17 protein-coding genes are annotated in these 13,503 nt (G+C 75.2%); 8 read left to right on the top strand and 9 right to left on the bottom strand.

The features are described 5' to 3' along the window. Positions 1 to 70 precede the first annotated feature (70 nt). A complete protein-coding gene (locus tag U5M74_RS07360) occupies positions 71 to 400 on the top strand; it encodes an STAS domain-containing protein (protein ID WP_410907609.1) in 330 nt (109 codons plus the stop codon). Between the two features lie 39 nt (positions 401 to 439). Here the strand turns inward: U5M74_RS07360 and U5M74_RS07355 are convergent, their stop codons facing one another. Then, entirely contained in the window at positions 440 to 910 is a 471-nt protein-coding gene (locus tag U5M74_RS07355) for an ATP-binding protein (RefSeq protein WP_410907607.1), read from the bottom strand. Between the two features lie 250 nt (positions 911 to 1,160). Between U5M74_RS07355 and U5M74_RS07350 the strand changes: the two genes are divergently transcribed. Both U5M74_RS07350 and U5M74_RS07345 read left to right on the top strand, forming a co-directional pair. Then, a complete protein-coding gene (locus tag U5M74_RS07350; RefSeq protein ID WP_410907605.1) occupies positions 1,161 to 3,335 on the top strand; it encodes a SpoIIE family protein phosphatase in 2,175 nt (724 codons plus the stop codon). Between the two features lie 71 nt (positions 3,336 to 3,406). Further along, a complete protein-coding gene (locus U5M74_RS07345; protein ID WP_410907603.1) occupies positions 3,407 to 3,802 on the top strand; it encodes an ATP-binding protein in 396 nt (131 codons plus the stop codon). Positions 3,803 to 3,837: 35 nt separating this feature from the next. Here U5M74_RS07345 and U5M74_RS07340 read toward each other — a convergent pair whose 3' ends face one another. Continuing rightward, positions 3,838 to 4,548, bottom strand: coding sequence for an SOS response-associated peptidase (locus tag U5M74_RS07340; protein ID WP_410907601.1), 711 nt, complete (start codon positions 4,546 to 4,548; stop codon positions 3,838 to 3,840). A gap of 91 nt (positions 4,549 to 4,639) precedes the next feature. Here U5M74_RS07340 and U5M74_RS07335 point away from each other — a divergent pair, with 91 nt between their 5' ends. From U5M74_RS07335 to U5M74_RS07325, 3 genes are all read left to right on the top strand, one after another. After that, positions 4,640 to 5,458 (top strand): aminoglycoside adenylyltransferase domain-containing protein, encoded by an 819-nt coding sequence (locus tag U5M74_RS07335; RefSeq protein ID WP_410907599.1) that lies wholly within the window; start codon positions 4,640 to 4,642, stop codon positions 5,456 to 5,458. Continuing rightward, positions 5,455 to 5,841: a hypothetical protein gene (locus U5M74_RS07330; protein ID WP_410907597.1), complete on the top strand. Its 387-nt coding sequence runs from the start codon at positions 5,455 to 5,457 to the stop codon at positions 5,839 to 5,841. Before U5M74_RS07335 ends, U5M74_RS07330 begins: the two co-directional genes overlap by 4 nt. A 159-nt stretch (positions 5,842 to 6,000) precedes the next feature. Further along, positions 6,001 to 7,155 carry an AI-2E family transporter gene (locus U5M74_RS07325; RefSeq protein WP_410907595.1) on the top strand — a complete coding sequence of 385 codons (1,155 nt, stop codon included), beginning with the start codon at positions 6,001 to 6,003 and terminating at the stop codon, positions 7,153 to 7,155. A 141-nt stretch (positions 7,156 to 7,296) separates the two neighbouring features. Here U5M74_RS07325 and U5M74_RS07320 read toward each other — a convergent pair whose 3' ends face one another. Continuing rightward, complete coding sequence (locus tag U5M74_RS07320) at positions 7,297 to 7,917, bottom strand: hypothetical protein (RefSeq protein WP_410907593.1); 621 nt, start codon at positions 7,915 to 7,917, stop codon at positions 7,297 to 7,299. A gap of 212 nt (positions 7,918 to 8,129) precedes the next feature. Here U5M74_RS07320 and U5M74_RS07315 point away from each other — a divergent pair, with 212 nt between their 5' ends. Further along, entirely contained in the window at positions 8,130 to 8,651 is a 522-nt protein-coding gene (locus U5M74_RS07315) for a hypothetical protein (RefSeq protein WP_410907591.1), read from the top strand. 107 nt (positions 8,652 to 8,758) lie between these two features. Here the strand turns inward: U5M74_RS07315 and U5M74_RS07310 are convergent, their stop codons facing one another. The 4 genes from U5M74_RS07310 to U5M74_RS07295 all read right to left on the bottom strand — a co-directional run bounded on the left by U5M74_RS07310 (position 8,759) and on the right by U5M74_RS07295 (position 11,151). Next, positions 8,759 to 9,166: a VOC family protein gene (locus tag U5M74_RS07310; RefSeq protein ID WP_410907589.1), complete on the bottom strand. Its 408-nt coding sequence runs from the start codon at positions 9,164 to 9,166 to the stop codon at positions 8,759 to 8,761. 20 nt (positions 9,167 to 9,186) lie between these two features. Beyond that, positions 9,187 to 9,621, bottom strand: coding sequence for a helix-turn-helix transcriptional regulator (locus U5M74_RS07305; protein WP_069982792.1), 435 nt, complete (start codon positions 9,619 to 9,621; stop codon positions 9,187 to 9,189). 116 nt (positions 9,622 to 9,737) lie between these two features. Beyond that, positions 9,738 to 10,076, bottom strand: a complete 339-nt coding sequence (locus U5M74_RS07300) for a cupin (RefSeq protein ID WP_410907587.1) — start codon at positions 10,074 to 10,076, stop codon at positions 9,738 to 9,740. 79 nt (positions 10,077 to 10,155) lie between these two features. Then, positions 10,156 to 11,151 carry a DUF5937 family protein gene (locus tag U5M74_RS07295; RefSeq protein WP_410907585.1) on the bottom strand — a complete coding sequence of 332 codons (996 nt, stop codon included), beginning with the start codon at positions 11,149 to 11,151 and terminating at the stop codon, positions 10,156 to 10,158. Between the two features lie 56 nt (positions 11,152 to 11,207). Here U5M74_RS07295 and U5M74_RS07290 point away from each other — a divergent pair, with 56 nt between their 5' ends. Further along, complete coding sequence (locus tag U5M74_RS07290) at positions 11,208 to 12,482, top strand: MFS transporter (RefSeq protein ID WP_410907583.1); 1,275 nt, start codon at positions 11,208 to 11,210, stop codon at positions 12,480 to 12,482. Here U5M74_RS07290 and U5M74_RS07285 read toward each other — a convergent pair. Together U5M74_RS07285 and U5M74_RS07280 are read right to left on the bottom strand one after the other, a co-directional pair. Next, positions 12,463 to 13,038 (bottom strand): TetR/AcrR family transcriptional regulator, encoded by a 576-nt coding sequence (locus U5M74_RS07285; protein WP_410907581.1) that lies wholly within the window; start codon positions 13,036 to 13,038, stop codon positions 12,463 to 12,465. The two genes, U5M74_RS07290 and U5M74_RS07285, sit on opposite strands and share 20 nt — an antisense overlap. Then, positions 13,031 to 13,369, bottom strand: a complete 339-nt coding sequence (locus tag U5M74_RS07280) for a hypothetical protein (RefSeq protein WP_410907579.1) — start codon at positions 13,367 to 13,369, stop codon at positions 13,031 to 13,033. Before U5M74_RS07280 ends, U5M74_RS07285 begins: the two co-directional genes overlap by 8 nt. Positions 13,370 to 13,503: the final 134 nt, after the last annotated feature.

Here is a 13,503-nt window from a genome sequence, read left to right as displayed (position 1 = left end):
TTGATCTGCTCTCGAACGGCCTCCGTGCCGCAGCACAGAGGCGCGTCTCCCCTAGTCGCTGAGGAAGTCGATGCGCACCGCACCATTCGATGACGGCACGCCTGCCGTCGGCGGTATCGACTTCGGCGACGGCACGTGGTCGATGTGGGGCGAGATCGACTGGGCCGTGCTCCTGCGGGTCGAGGACGAGGCGCGCCGGCACCTGGCGGCGTCGCCCGAGAAGCTGGTGATCGACGTCGAGCGCGTGACGTTCCTGGACTCGGCCGGGCTGCGGCTGCTGGCGCGCGCCGCCGCCGCGACCGAGACCGTGCGGCTGACGGGCGTGAACGAGGCGGTCCTGGAGCCGCTGGAGCTCGCCGGCCTCTACTCGCTGTTCGAGGTCGACGCCCCTTCGGCGTGAGCCCGCGCGGCCGGCTCCGCGGCACCGGGTGGGCTCCGCTCAGTCGACCGGGAACGTGACCCAGATGTGCTTGTGGCTCTCCGTCACGTACCACCCGACGTCGAGGGCCAGGGTGCGCGCCAGGTGCAGGCCGAGCCCGCCGGCGCCCGGCACACGCTCGCCGGCGTACACGGGCACGGAGCCCCGGTCGTGGTCGGCGACGTCGAGGAGCCACGACTCGTCGTCGGTCGACAGCGTGACGATGGTCGGCGGCAGGCCGTGCTCGAGCGCGTTGGTCGCGAGCTCCGAGGCGACCAGGACGACCTTCTCCGGCGTCTGGGCGAGACCGGCGCCGGCTCCGTCCTCCGGGCGCAGGATCGGTGCCAGCCCGGCACGGAGGCGCGTGAGCTGGCTGAAGGAGTCCAGCCTCCAGCGCTCGACCTGCCGGTAGCGCCCGGGTGGCCGGGTGCGCGGCAGGCCGTCGTCGGTGTCCGGGGTCTCCAGCGGACCTGTCTGCGGTGTCGGTGTCACGGCGTGATCGTTCTCATGACGGTCGGAGGGATGCCTGGCGCCAGAACGGTGCGACCATTTCGTCGCCGGTGTGGCACGGTGATTGGACGATCCCACGAGATCGGCCGCAGCGCATCCGGTCACCTCCGCCGCCGCCCCGGTCGCGGGCCGGGGTGCCCGCTCCGCCGGGACCGCCCCGCACGACCGACGTGGTCGAAGCATGCATGATGTGCGACGAGACGGGCCGGGCCCGTCGCCTCGAGGAGGACTGATGGTGGAGGACGGCACGCACCTGTCGACGCGCGTGCCCCGGGACGTGGGTGCCCTGTCGACCCAGGTCGCGCTGCAGGCTGCGCGGATCGGGACGTTCGAGTGGGACCTGCGCACCGGTGCGCTCCACTGGGACCGGCGGCTGCTCGACATGTTCGGGTACGACGACGAGAGCTTCGACTACACCATCGAGAGCTTCAACCGCCGGCTGCACCCGGACGACCTGCCCCGGGTCACGGCCGCGCTGCAGCACGCCCGCGACACGTGCGGGGAGTACTCCGCCGAGTTCCGGGTCCACCTGCCCGACGGCATGTCCCGCTGGGTCGCCGCCCGCGGCCACGCCGTCGCCGGGCCCGACGGCACCGCCAGCCGGATCATCGGGGCCGCGTACGACACCACCGCCACGCAGGACGGCGAGGCACGGGTGGAGCGCGTGCTCGAGGTCATGCCGTCGGCGTTCTTCTTCCTCGACCGGTCGTGGCGGTTCACCTACGTCAACGCCGAGGCCGAGCGCGTCCTGTCGAACCGCCGCGAGAACCTGCTCGGCGGGGGGATCTGGGACCTGTTCCCCGCCGCGCCCGGCTCCGACTTCGAGCGGTACTACCGCCACGCGATGGACACGGGCGAGCCGGTGCGGTTCGAGGCGTACTACCCGGCGCCGCTCGACCGCTGGTACGAGGTGCGGGCCTGGCCCAGCCCGGACGGCCTGTCGGTGTACTTCCTGGAGATCACCGCGCGCAAGGAGGCCCAGGACCAGCTGGCGCGGGCGGCGGAGCAGGCGCAGCTGGCGGCGCGGGTGAGCGCCGAGCTCATCGAGACCCTCGACGTCGAGCGGCTCGTCAGCCGGCTCACCCAGCTCGTGGTCCCCGCCCTGGCCGACTGGTGCGTGGTCAGCCTCGTGGAGGACGACGACGGCACGACGGGGAGCCGGCGCGGGCGCGGGACGGCGTCGTGGGCGGCCGACGACCCGGGGCGCCGCGTGCGCGACGCCGGGTCGTGGCACGCCGACGAGGACCTCCGCCCGCTCGTCGAGCGGTACGCGCAGATCCGCCTGGCGCACCTCGAGGACCGCTCGTACCTGCGCCGCGCCCTGACCGCCCGCCATCCCGTTGTGATCGACGCCCCGGCCGCGCAGGCCGTCCAGGCGGTGCTGCGCCCGGGGGAGGCGCACGACCTGATCGCGCGGCTCGACCCGGCGTCCGGCGCGGTGCTGCCCCTGCGGGCGCGCGGCCGCACGGTGGGCGCACTGAGCCTGTTCCGCGGCGCCGGTCGCGAGCCGCTGACCGCCGACGAGCTGGTCACCGCCGAGGACGTCGCCAGCCGGGCCGCGCTCGCGCTCGACAACGCGCACCTGTACCGCGACCAGCGGCACGTGGCCGAGAGCTTCCAGCGTTCGCTGCTCAGCCCGCCGGTCCAGCCCGACCACGTGCAGATCGCCGTGCGCTACCACCCGGCCGCGCACGCCACGCAGGTGGGCGGCGACTGGTACGACGCGTTCATGCAGCCCGACGGCGGCACCGTCGTCGTCATCGGCGACGTCGTCGGCCACGATCTCGCCGCCGCCGTGACCATGAGCCACCTGCGCTCCGCGCTGCGCAGCATCGCCGTGACCACCGGCGCCGGCCCCGCCGAGGTGCTGGAGCGGGTCGACCGGGCGCTGCGCACTCTGCAGTCCGACGCCGTCGCCACCGCCGTCGTCGCCCGCATCGAGCAGAGCGAGGAGGAGGAGGCGAGCGGCCGCACGCACGTGCGCTGGTCGAGCGCGGGCCACCCGCCGCCGATGCTCGTGGCGGCCGACGGCACCGTGACGTCGCTGTCGGCCGGCCGGCCCAACCCCCTCCTGGGCGTCGTCCCGGACTCCCGGCGCACGGAGGCCGAGGTGGTGCTCGACCGGGGGGCCACCGTGGTCTTCTACACCGACGGGCTGGTGGAGCGCCGCGACGAGCCGCTGCGCGACGGCATCGAGCGCCTGCGCTCCACGCTGGACGAGCTCGGCGGGCTGAGCCTGGACGACGTGTGCGACGAGCTGCTGGCCCGGCTGCTGCCCGAGCGTCCCAGCGACGACGTCGCGCTCGTCGCGGTCCGGCTGCACCCGCAGGACCGGCCGCGGCCCGCCGAGGCCGGGCCGAACCAGGTGCCGGAGGTCGTGGACCGCAACCCGGGGCGGGCTGCGTGACCCCGCCCGCGGCCGGCCGCCCGTCGCCGTCCGGGAGGCCGACGAGCCGCCGAGGCGCTACCGTCGCTGGCGTGCCAGGCAGGGGACCCGTCGACGCGACGCGCTCGCTGCCTGCCACGCCGGAGTCCATCGCCGCCGCACGCCACTGGGTCACGGCCCAGGCCCGCGCCGTCGGGGCGCCGTCGCGCACGGTGTCGTCCGTGGTGCTCGCCACGAGCGAGCTGGTCACCAACGCCATCCGGCACGCGTCCGGCACGCGCACCGTCGTGGTGACGGTCCGCGGCGAGGGCGGCGACCTGCACCTCGAGGTGCACGACTCCAGCGGCTCGGCCCCCCGGCCGCAGCCGGGCCGCGCGGGGCTCCCCGGCGGTCACGGCCTGCACATCATCGACGCCGTCTCCGGCACCTGGGGATGGCGGCCGCGACCCGGCGGCGGCAAGGTCGTCTGGGCCCGGTTCACCTGGTGAGGCCGCGGCTGCGGCACAGCCCCTGACCCGCGCCGTCAGTCGACGGGGCGCACCAGGTCGGGTCCGTCGTTGCGCACGTTCCCGACGGCGGTGGCGACCTTGACCGGCGTCAGGTGCGGCTCGGGCACGCGGGCCAGCAGGGCGTCGACCTGCTCGGTGTCGGTGAGCCCCGGGTCGAGCCACGCGTCCCACAGCTCCTCCGGCAGCAGCAGCGGCGAGCGGTCGTGGATGTGGCCGAGGGTGTCGGTGGCGTCGGTCGTGATCACGGTGAACGACCACAGCCACCGGTCGGGGGCGTCGTCCGCCCTGGCCGGGTCGCGCCACAGCTCGTACAGCCCGGCGGCGGCCAGCGGCGCGCCGTCGGGGTCGGTCAGGTAGTACGGCTGCTTGCGGCCCTTGCCCGACTCCGGCGCCTGCCACTCGTAGTAGCCGTCCATCGGCACGATGAGCCGGCGGCGGGCGGCGGCCCTGCGGAACGCCGGCTTCTCCGTGACGGTCTCGACCCGGGCGTTGATCATCCGCGCGCCGATCTTGGTGTCCTTTGCCCACGACGGCACCAGGCCCCAGTGCAGCGTGCGCAGCTGCCGCGCCACGTGGCCGGACTCCTCGCGCTCCAGCACCGCGCGCACGTCCTGGGTGGGGGCCACGTTCCACGACGGCTCCAGCTCCTGGCCCACCAGCTCGGCCACGCGGAACTGGTCGGCGATCTCCTGGTCGCGCCGAGCGTTGGCGTACCTGCCGCACATGGGCGCCAGTCTGGCCACTGGCCGCCGGACTGGCGACCCCGGGCGGTCCCGAGGGGCCGGGGGCCGTGGTGCCCGTGCGAGAGTGTGGGGCGTGCCCACCGCGAGCGCCGCGCCCCACCCGTCCCGGCGCGTGCTGGACCGTCTCGTCGCCGGGGTCCGCGCGGCGCTCGGCGGTGACCTCGTGGGCGCCTACCAGGTGGGCTCGTTCGCCCTGGGCGGCGGCGACGACGCCAGCGACGTCGACTTCCTCGTCGTCGTCGAGCGCGACCCGGACGCGCGGCAGGAGGCCGCGCTGCGCACGCTGCACGCCCGCCTGCCCGACCTCCCCGGCCCGTGGGCCCGGCACCTCGAGGGCAGCTACGCCCCACGCCACGAGGTACGCCGCCTCGTCCGTCCCGCGCGGCCCTGGCTGTACGTGGACAACGGCGACCGCCGCCTGCAGCGCTCCGTCCACGACAACACCCTGGCCACCCGCTGGGTCGCCCGGGAGCACGGCATCGTCCTGGCCGGCCCGGACCCGCGCGAGCTCGTCGACCCCGTCCCCGCCGACGAGCTGCGGCTCGACACGCTGGACGTGCTGGCCGGCTGGGACCGGGCGCTGGCCCGCCGGCCCGACCGGTTCGCGCACGCGTGGGCGCAGCAGGAGCACGTGCTGGGGCTGTGCCGGCTGCTGCACCGCAGCGCCCACGGGGTGGTCAGCACCAAGGCCGCGGCGGCCCGCTGGGCGGTGACGGTGCTCGACGAGCGGTGGCACCCGCTGGTCCGGGCGGCGCTCGACGGGCGCCGTGGCGGCTGGGACCGCGTGCGCCGGCCCGCCGACGCCGACGACGTCGCCGCCACGTGGGCGTTCCACGGGCACGTCGTGCGGCGTCTCGGGCTGCGGCCGACGCCCCCTACGCTGCAGCCATGACGTCTGCCCGAGAGATCGGCTCGCCGCTGACGGCGCACGAGCTCGCCCTGCTGCGGCGCGTCTGCGCCGGCCGGTGGCCCGGGGCGGATGCCGCCCGGGCGCAGCTGGTGCACGCACGCTGGGGTGGCAAGGACCACGAGGGCGACGCGTGCTTCCTGATCGAGGTCGCGGCCGACACCGACCTGCCGCGGATCCCGTCACACGACGGCGGTCCGGTCGCCACGCTCGGCGTCGCCGACGGCGACGAGGCGCTCGGGATGCTCGAGCTGTGGGTGGAGGACGGCCGTCTCCGGTCGCTGGACTACAGCACCTTCGGGGACACGGCCCCTGGTGCGCTGCCCGCCGTGCACCTGGTCGACGGGTCGGACCCGGCCGCGACCTGAGGCGGGCAGCGACGGCGCACCGTACGGTCGGGGCAAACCCAGAGCGTAGGGAGCACAGTGATGGGACCGTCGAGGCGAAGGTCAGAAGACACTCCGACCGCGCCGGCCGATGCCACGCGGGTCGAGGAGGGCACGCGGGTCGAGGAGCGCACGCCGGCCGTGGAGGTCACGCGGGTCGGGGACGTGGACCAGGCGGAGGTCGGCCGCCCCGAGGGCGCGCCGGCGGCCCGGCGGGGAGCCTCGGGGCTGTGGTCGGACGGCTTCGGCCGCGTCGGCACCCGCTCCCTGCAGGTGCTCGCGCTGCTCGCGCTGATCGCGGTGCTCGTGCTCGTGGTGACGCGGCTGACGCTCGTCGTCATCCCCGTGCTCATCGCGCTGGTGCTGGCGGCGGCGATCTCGCCGCTCGTGTCGTTGCTGCGCCGCAGGGGCCTGCCCTCGCTCGTGGCGACGTGGATCGCGCTGCTCGCGCTCGTCGCGGTGCTGGCGGCGATCGTCTGGCTGGTCGTGCGCGCCGTCGTCGGGCAGTGGGACGAGCTGCGCACCCAGGCGCTGGAGGGTTTCGACGAGCTCCAGCGGTACGTGCAGGGGCTGCCGTTCGAGATCACCGAGGAGCAGATCCAGTCGGTGCAGGAGTCCGCCGCCGGGCTGCTGCAGTCCTCCGCCGTGGGCTCGGGCGCCATCGCCGGCGTGTCCCAGACCGCGGACTTCGTCGCCGGGTTCTTCATCATGATCGTCGTGCTGTTCTTCTTCCTCAAGGACGGCCCGAAGATGTGGGAGTTCCTGCTGCGCCCGTTCGAGGGGCACCGCTACGAGCGCGGCAGGCGCATCGGCGACACCACCGTCCGCACCCTCGGCGGGTACGTGCGCGGCACGGCGATCATCGCGGCGGTCGACGCCGTCGCCATCGGCATCGGCCTCGCGATCGTCGGCGTGCCGCTGGCGATCCCGCTGTCCGTGATCGTCTTCCTGCTCGCCTTCATCCCGCTCGTCGGCGCGACCCTCGCCGGCATCCTCGCCTCCTTGGTCGCCCTCGTCGCCGTCGGGCCGGTCGAGGCGCTCGTCGTGGTGGCCATCGTCGTCGTCGTGAACCAGCTGGAGGGCGACTTCCTGCAGCCGATCGTCATGGGGCGGACGCTGCGCCTGCACCCGCTGGTCATCCTCGTCGCGCTGACCGCCGGCACGGTGCTCGCCGGCCTCACGGGTGCGGTGCTGGCCGTGCCGATCGCGGCGTCGATCTGGCGGGCGGTCCAGGTGTGGGACGGCCCGGAGCTGCCGGCGCGGTTCGCCCGGGAGAAGCGCCCGGAGACGGTCTGACCCACGGTCCGGCCCACGCGGCCGGCCCACGGTCCGGCCCACGCGGCCGGCCGCCGAGCACGGCAGAGGCCCTGCCCCGTCCGGGGCAGGGCCTCCGTCGTCGCGGCGTCTGCGTCGAGCGTCGTGCGCCCGGCGTGCGGCTCAGGCGATGCCGGCGCGGCGGTCGACCGTCGCCTGGTCGACCCGGCGGTGGTAGCGCATGCCGGCGAGGCCGCCGAGGACCGCCCCGACCAGCGTGATGATCGCGGTGACCACGAGGGCGATGATCCCGCCGGTGGTCAGCGTCCCCTCGTCGACGGGGATCCGCGGGAAGCCGTTGAGCTGCGACAGCACGTTGAACTGGGTGCCCGCCACGACCCCCACGACCGCCAGGACCACGGCGATGACGACCGCCCACAGCCACACCGCGACGCCCTGCTTCGCGCCGTCGAAGCGGGCCATGCGCCCGGCGACGTAGCCGCCGGCGAAGTAGGCGACGAAGAGGATCACCGCCAGCACGATCCCGCCGACGAGGCCCACGGTGCCGGCGTCCTGGGCGGCCTGGTCGGCGAGCTCGGCGGGGTCCGCGTCGTTCGCCACCCCGACGCCGGCACCGACCGCCGACAGCAGCGCCGTGAGCAGGACCGCGAGACCGGTGGCGGTGAGCCAGCCGAAGAACGCCGCGCCGAGCTTCATCCCGCCGAACCGTTCCTTCTGTGCGGCCACCACCTCGTCACGCTGCTGCCGGGGGGTGCTCGCGCCCGTGCGCGTCTCGTCAGCCATCACCGTCTCCTCGGAAGGTCGTCCTACCACGTCAGGGATCTACAACGTCCGGGAGCGCCGGGCCGCCCGCAACGTGAGCGGGCGGCCCGGCGACGACCACCGCCGCCCCGGCGCGTCGTCCCGGTGAAGGTTGCCGCGGCCACACGGGGAGAAGTCCCCGGCGGCGCGGCGCAGGCTCGCGGCAGGCTCCCGGGTAGGGGACGATCGTTGCCATGCGCATGCGACTGACCCGCACGACGACCGCCCTGGCCACCACCGCCGTCCTGGCCCTGAGCCTCGCCGCCTGCAGCGGCTCCGGCGACGAGAGCGCCGACGCGGCTGCCGAGGAGACCACCGCCTCGGCCGACGCGACCCCGACCGAGGAGGAGTCGGCGACGGAGGAGACCCCGGCCGAGGAGCCGGCGGAGGGCGCGTCGAGCGACGTGTGCGCCGCCTCGGAGACGCTCCAGGACATGGCGAGCATCGACACCAGCGACCCGGCCGCCGCCATCGCCGCGTTCGAGGACCTCACCACCGAGTTCGAGTCGGTCGAGCCGCCGGCGGAGATCGCCGACGACTGGGACACCGTGGCCACCTCGTTCCGCGAGTACACGGACACGGTGCAGTCAGTGCTCGACGACCCGACCGCCGAGGACGCCGTGACCAAGGCCTCGGACGCCGCGCAGTCGCTCATGAGCGAGGAGTTCATGGCGGCGGGCACCACCATCAGCTCGTACACGGCGACCAACTGCTGATCCCGCTCCCGACCACGACGGCGCCCGCCCCTGCCGCAGGGGCGGGCGCCGTCGTCGTCCGCCGCCCGTGCCGCCTCGTTCCCCGGGGCCGCCTGCGGGCGGCGCGGTCAGGCGCGCTGGTTGACGCGGACGAGGTTGCCGGCCGGGTCGCGGAAGGCGCAGTCGCGCACGCCGTAGTCCTGGTCCATCGGCTCCTGGACCACGTCCGCGCCCGCGGCCTCGAGCCGCTCGAAGAGGCCGTCGAGGTCGTCCGTGGCCAGGGTGATCGCGCCGTAGGCGCCCTTGGTGACGAGGTCGAGGATGGTGCGGCGCTCGTCCTCGGTGATCCCCGGGTCGACGGCCGGCGGGTGCAGCACGATCGACGTCGGCTGGCCGGGCGGGCCGACGGTGATCCAGCGCATGTCGGCGTAGCCGACGTCCTGGCGGACCTCGAGGCCGAGGGCGTCGCGGTAGAAGCCGAGGGCGGCCTCGGCGTCGGTGTGGGGCAGGAACGCGTAGTGGATGCTGATGTCCATGCCCGGCACGCTAGGACCGGTCAGGACGGCCGTGCTTCTCGATTCCTGACCGGTCTGGTGACCTGCCGGGCCAGGCACGGCGGGATGCCGACGGCGGCCTGGGAGTGGTCGCGGCGGTAGACGCTCGGCGGCACGCCGACCAGCTCGCTGAACCGGGTGCTGAACGTGCCCAGCGACGAGAAGCCCACCTCGAAGCAGACGTCGGTGACGCTGAGGTCCCCGCGGCGCAGCAGGGTCATGGCGCGCTCGATGCGCCGGGTCATGAGGTAGGCGTACGGGGACTCGCCGTAGACCCGACGGAACTCGCGGCTCAGGTGCCCGGCGGACAGGTGCGCGCCCCGGGCGAGCTCCTCGAGGTTGAGCGGCTGGGCGTACTCGCGGTCGATCCGGTCCCGCACGCGGCGGATCACCGTGATGTCGCGCAGCCGCTGCGCCTCGGCGCGCTCCAGAGCCATGCCCCGCACCCTAGCGCCCCCGCCCCCTCGTGTTCCGGGTCCCTGGCGATCCGCGGAAGCGGGGCCTGTATCGGACCGTCAGGGACCCGGAACGCCGGGGGCGAGAGGCGGGAGGGCTAGCGGTGCGACTCCTCGTCGATGCTCGTCACCGTCGTCAGCAGGAACGCCGCGTCCTCGAGCGCGCGCACGGTGTGCCGGTGGTGGGCGAGCACGCGCAGCTCCCCGGCGCCGAGCTCCTCGTCGTCGTCCATCCCGGTCACGAGCATGCGCCCGCGCAGCACGTGGACCGACGCCGCGGGCGGGGAGTTGTGCTCGCCGAGCTCGACGCCCGCCTTGAGCGCGATGACGGTCTGGCGCAGGGTGCCGTCGTGCAGCACGATCTCGGTGCTGCGGCCGTTCTCCGCGGTGCGGGCGGCGGTCAGGTGCGCGTCGGCGAGAAGGTCGAGGTTCGTCATCGAGGCTGCTCCGTGAGGCGTCGGTGCTGGTAGCAGCGACGCTAGCGCCCATGGGCGAGGCTCGCCCGGCGCCCGGTGCTCACTCGGCCGCGCCGAGCAGCGCGTCGCCCAGCTCCGAGCGCAGGTACAGCACCGACCGCCCGTGCCGCGCGCTGCTCAGCAGGCCCGCGGCGCGCATCGCGCGCAGGTGCTGGTTCACCGCCGACACCGTGACGCCCAGCCGCCCGGCGAGCTCCGTGGACGACGCCGGCTCGGCCAGCGTGGACAGCAGCCCGGCCCGGGTGCCGCCGAGCAGGTCGGTGAGCACGCCCGGCGCCCGCACCGGCTCCGCCTGCCACAGCGTCCCGGCGCCGCGCGCGCCGTACCAGATCGTCGGCGGCTCGGCGGGGGAGATGGGGGCGCTCGCGGCCCGCGTGAAGAGGGTCGGCACGAGGGTGAGCCCCTCGCCGGTGGTGGGCCGGCGGAAGCGCGCCGGGCTGCCGAGCCGCACGCGCACCACGCCGTCGTCGAGCCGGATGCGCTCGCTCAGCCCCGTGAACATCGCCCCGAGCCCGTAGGCGGAAGCCACCTGGCCGCGGTGCACCACGTCGGCCTGCAGCACCGTGCGCATCCGCGGCCACCAGGGCGCGAAGCACGCGTCCCAGTAGGCGTGCAGCGCCGCGACGACCCGGTCGCGCACGACGGCGAGGTCGCCGCGCAGCGGCGCCGGCAGCCCGTCGGGGTGCACGGCGCGCAGGTCGTCCCGCAGCCGGTCCAGCGGCACCCGGGCGGCGGCCTCGAGCTCGTCGTCGAGACGGGTGAGCGGGCTGTGCGGGCGCGGGGTGAGGTAGTCCGGCGTCCACTGCGCCTCGTTGGTCAGCGCGGTCAGCAGCGCGACGTCGAGGCCGGCGCGCGCCCGCTCGGTGCGCCGCAGCCACGGCAGGTGCACGGGATACCGGCCGGGCTCGCGGAAGGTGCGCAGCGAGAGCGTCAGCTCGGTGAGCGGGGAGACGGCGAAGCGCACGTCCGCCACGTCCATCCCCGCGAGCTCGTACTCGACCAGGCCGCCGTGCTGCGGGCGGGTGGGCGTGTCCATGAAGGCGGACGCTACAGGAGTTCGCCGACACCGCCGGGGCCGGGTCCGATGGGCCCGTGATCGAGACCTTCTGGCCCCGCGAGCGCGTGGCACGCTCCCTCACCCTGAGCACGATGGCGTTCGCCCTGTCGAGCGGCGTCTTCTACACGGTGAGCACGCTGTACTTCACGCGCGTGGTGGGGCTGGCGCCGACGACGGTGGGCCTGGGGCTCGGCATCGCCGGCGGCGCCGGGGTGCTCGGGGCGTACGGCGCCGGCCGGCTGGCCGACCGCGTCGGGGCGCACCGCGTGCAGTGGGTGGCCACCGCGCTCAACGGGCTGGCGATGCTCGCCTACACCGCCGCCCACTCCACCGCCGCGTTCGTCGCCGTCGCGTGCCTCGCGGTGGGCATGCGCTCGGCGAGCGGGTCGGCGAAGCAGGCCATGCTGGCCCGCTGGTACGTGGGCCCCGACCGCGTCGCGGTGCGGGCCCGCCTGCGCGTGGTCACCAACGTCTGCATCGGCCTCGGCACCGTGGCGGCCGGTGCCGCCCTGCTCGTGGACACCGCCGCGGCGTACCAGGCGGCGATGCTCGCCGTCGCCGTCCTGCTGCTCGCCGCGGTGCTGCCGCTGGCGCGGCTCGGCCGCGTGCCCGGGGTGGCGACGCGGATGCTGGAGCACCGGTCCGACGACGGCGCCGCGCGCTCGCGCGGGCCGTCACCGCTGCGCGACCGCACCTACGTCGCGAGCGTGGCGCTCAACTCGGTGCTCGCCATGCACTTCGGCCTGCAGACGGTGGGCGTGCCGCTGTGGATCGCCACCACCGACGCCCCGACGGTCATGGTGTCCGTGCTGCTGGTGCTCAACACCGTGGTCGTGGCGCTGCTGCAGGTGCGCGCCTCGCGCGGCACCGACGACGTGCGCCGCGCCGGGCTGACCGTGCGCCGCGCGTCGTGGCTGCTCGCCGGCGCCTGCCTGGCGTACGCGCTGGCCGGCTACGGCGACCTGGCCACCGCCTGCGTGCTGCTCGTCGTCGCGGCGCTGGCCCACTCCCTGGGCGAGATCCTCGGCGAGGCCGGCGGGTGGGGGATGGCGTTCGAGCTGGCCGACCCGCGCAGCGCCGGGGCCTACCAGGGCCTGAGCCAGACCGGTTACGCCGTCGCGTCGATGGTGGCGCCGCCGCTGGTCACGGCGACGGCCATCGCGCACGGCACCGTGGGGTGGGTGGCGCTCGGCGTGGTGTTCCTCGCCGCGGGCGCGGGGGCGGCGGCGCTCGTGCGGAACCGGACTGCGGTGCGGCCGGCGCCCGAGACGGTCGGGGGGGAGACCGAGGTCAGCGGACAGCCCGCGTGATCCGCTTGACCGCCTCCGCCGTGGTCGCGGCGTCGTGCGGCTCGGTGTCCAGGGCGCGGTGCAGGGTGAGGCCCTCGATCAGCGCGTCGAGCAGCCGCGCGGTGACCGGGTCGAAGTGCCGCTCCAGCGCGGCCCGGGAGCGGGCCATCCAGCGGTTGGTGAGGTCGCGGAACGCCGGCTCGCGCGCCGCGAGCGTGTACAGCTCGCTGGTCAGCACCAGGTCTCGCCGGGTGGTCAGCACGTCGCCGGTGATGAGCGCGACGACGGCGGCCTCGGCCTCCTGCGGCGTGCGCGCCGCGCCGAGGCGGCGCTCGAACTGGCCTGACGCCGCCGTGGCGAACCGCGTGAACGCCTCGCGCAGCAGCTCGTCCATGCCCGCGAAGTGGTAGGTCATCGACCCGAGCGGGACGCCGGCGGCCGCGGCGACCTTGCGGTGCGAGGTGCCGGCCACGCCCTGGGCGACGACGACGTCGAGGCAGGCGTCGATGATCCGGTCGCGCCGCTGCGGGTCGTGCCGGCGCGCCCGCGGCCCGTCCTGCGGGATGGGCTCAGGCATCGCGCCCCTGCCCGTCGTCGGAGTTCTCGCGGACCCCGCGCGCGACCACGGAGCCGGCGCCCACCACCGTGTCGTCACCGATGCTCACGCCCGGGCAGACGATGACGCCGGTGCCGAGCCACACGTTGTCGTCGAGCGTGCCGGGCAGCTCCGCGAGGACGACGACGGCGGCCTCCTGGTCCTCGGCCGCCCGCGCGCGGTGCTCCTCCTGCAGCCGCACCGCGCGCTGCGCCGGGCGGGCGTTCGCGGGATCGTCGGCGACGCGGAGGTCGCCGGCCAGCATCCGCTCGCGGTTCGTGCGGGGGGCGCCCGCGAAGTGGTCGATGGCCATGGCGGCAGCGTACGCGCGGATGTGTACGTTCGTACACCTGGGGGCCGTGGTGGTCGGCGGCATCGGTCAGGAATCGAGAAGAGCCGCCGCGGCGCCCGTCGTTAACGTCGTCGTGCCAGACAGCCGGCACGACG

Source organism: Puerhibacterium sp. TATVAM-FAB25, assembly GCF_046535855.1.
GTDB classification, from domain to species: domain Bacteria; phylum Actinomycetota; class Actinomycetes; order Actinomycetales; family Cellulomonadaceae; genus Puerhibacterium; species Puerhibacterium variabilis_A.
Note: the sequence above shows the minus strand (reverse complement) of the source record. Positions and strands in the feature narration are given on the sequence as shown.

What these genes read in the sequence shown, in the direction of transcription:
- U5M74_RS07350 (WP_410907605.1), top strand. Translation starts at nt 1,161, where the DNA reads ATGGTGGAGGACGGCACGCACCTGTCGACGCGCGTGCCCCGGGACGTG.
- U5M74_RS07310 (WP_410907589.1), bottom strand. Translation starts at nt 9,166, where the DNA reads ATGGACATCAGCATCCACTACGCGTTCCTGCCCCACACCGACGCCGAG.
- U5M74_RS07300 (WP_410907587.1), bottom strand. Translation starts at nt 10,076, where the DNA reads ATGACGAACCTCGACCTTCTCGCCGACGCGCACCTGACCGCCGCCCGC.
- U5M74_RS07285 (WP_410907581.1), bottom strand. Translation starts at nt 13,038, where the DNA reads ATGCCTGAGCCCATCCCGCAGGACGGGCCGCGGGCGCGCCGGCACGAC.
- U5M74_RS07320 (WP_410907593.1), bottom strand. Translation starts at nt 7,917, where the DNA reads ATGGCTGACGAGACGCGCACGGGCGCGAGCACCCCCCGGCAGCAGCGT.
- U5M74_RS07295 (WP_410907585.1), bottom strand. Translation starts at nt 11,151, where the DNA reads ATGGACACGCCCACCCGCCCGCAGCACGGCGGCCTGGTCGAGTACGAG.
- U5M74_RS07305 (WP_069982792.1), bottom strand. Translation starts at nt 9,621, where the DNA reads ATGGCTCTGGAGCGCGCCGAGGCGCAGCGGCTGCGCGACATCACGGTG.
- U5M74_RS07340 (WP_410907601.1), bottom strand. Translation starts at nt 4,548, where the DNA reads ATGTGCGGCAGGTACGCCAACGCTCGGCGCGACCAGGAGATCGCCGAC.
- U5M74_RS07315 (WP_410907591.1), top strand. Translation starts at nt 8,130, where the DNA reads ATGCGCATGCGACTGACCCGCACGACGACCGCCCTGGCCACCACCGCC.
- U5M74_RS07330 (WP_410907597.1), top strand. Translation starts at nt 5,455, where the DNA reads ATGACGTCTGCCCGAGAGATCGGCTCGCCGCTGACGGCGCACGAGCTC.
- U5M74_RS07360 (WP_410907609.1), top strand. Translation starts at nt 71, where the DNA reads ATGCGCACCGCACCATTCGATGACGGCACGCCTGCCGTCGGCGGTATC.
- U5M74_RS07280 (WP_410907579.1), bottom strand. Translation starts at nt 13,369, where the DNA reads ATGGCCATCGACCACTTCGCGGGCGCCCCCCGCACGAACCGCGAGCGG.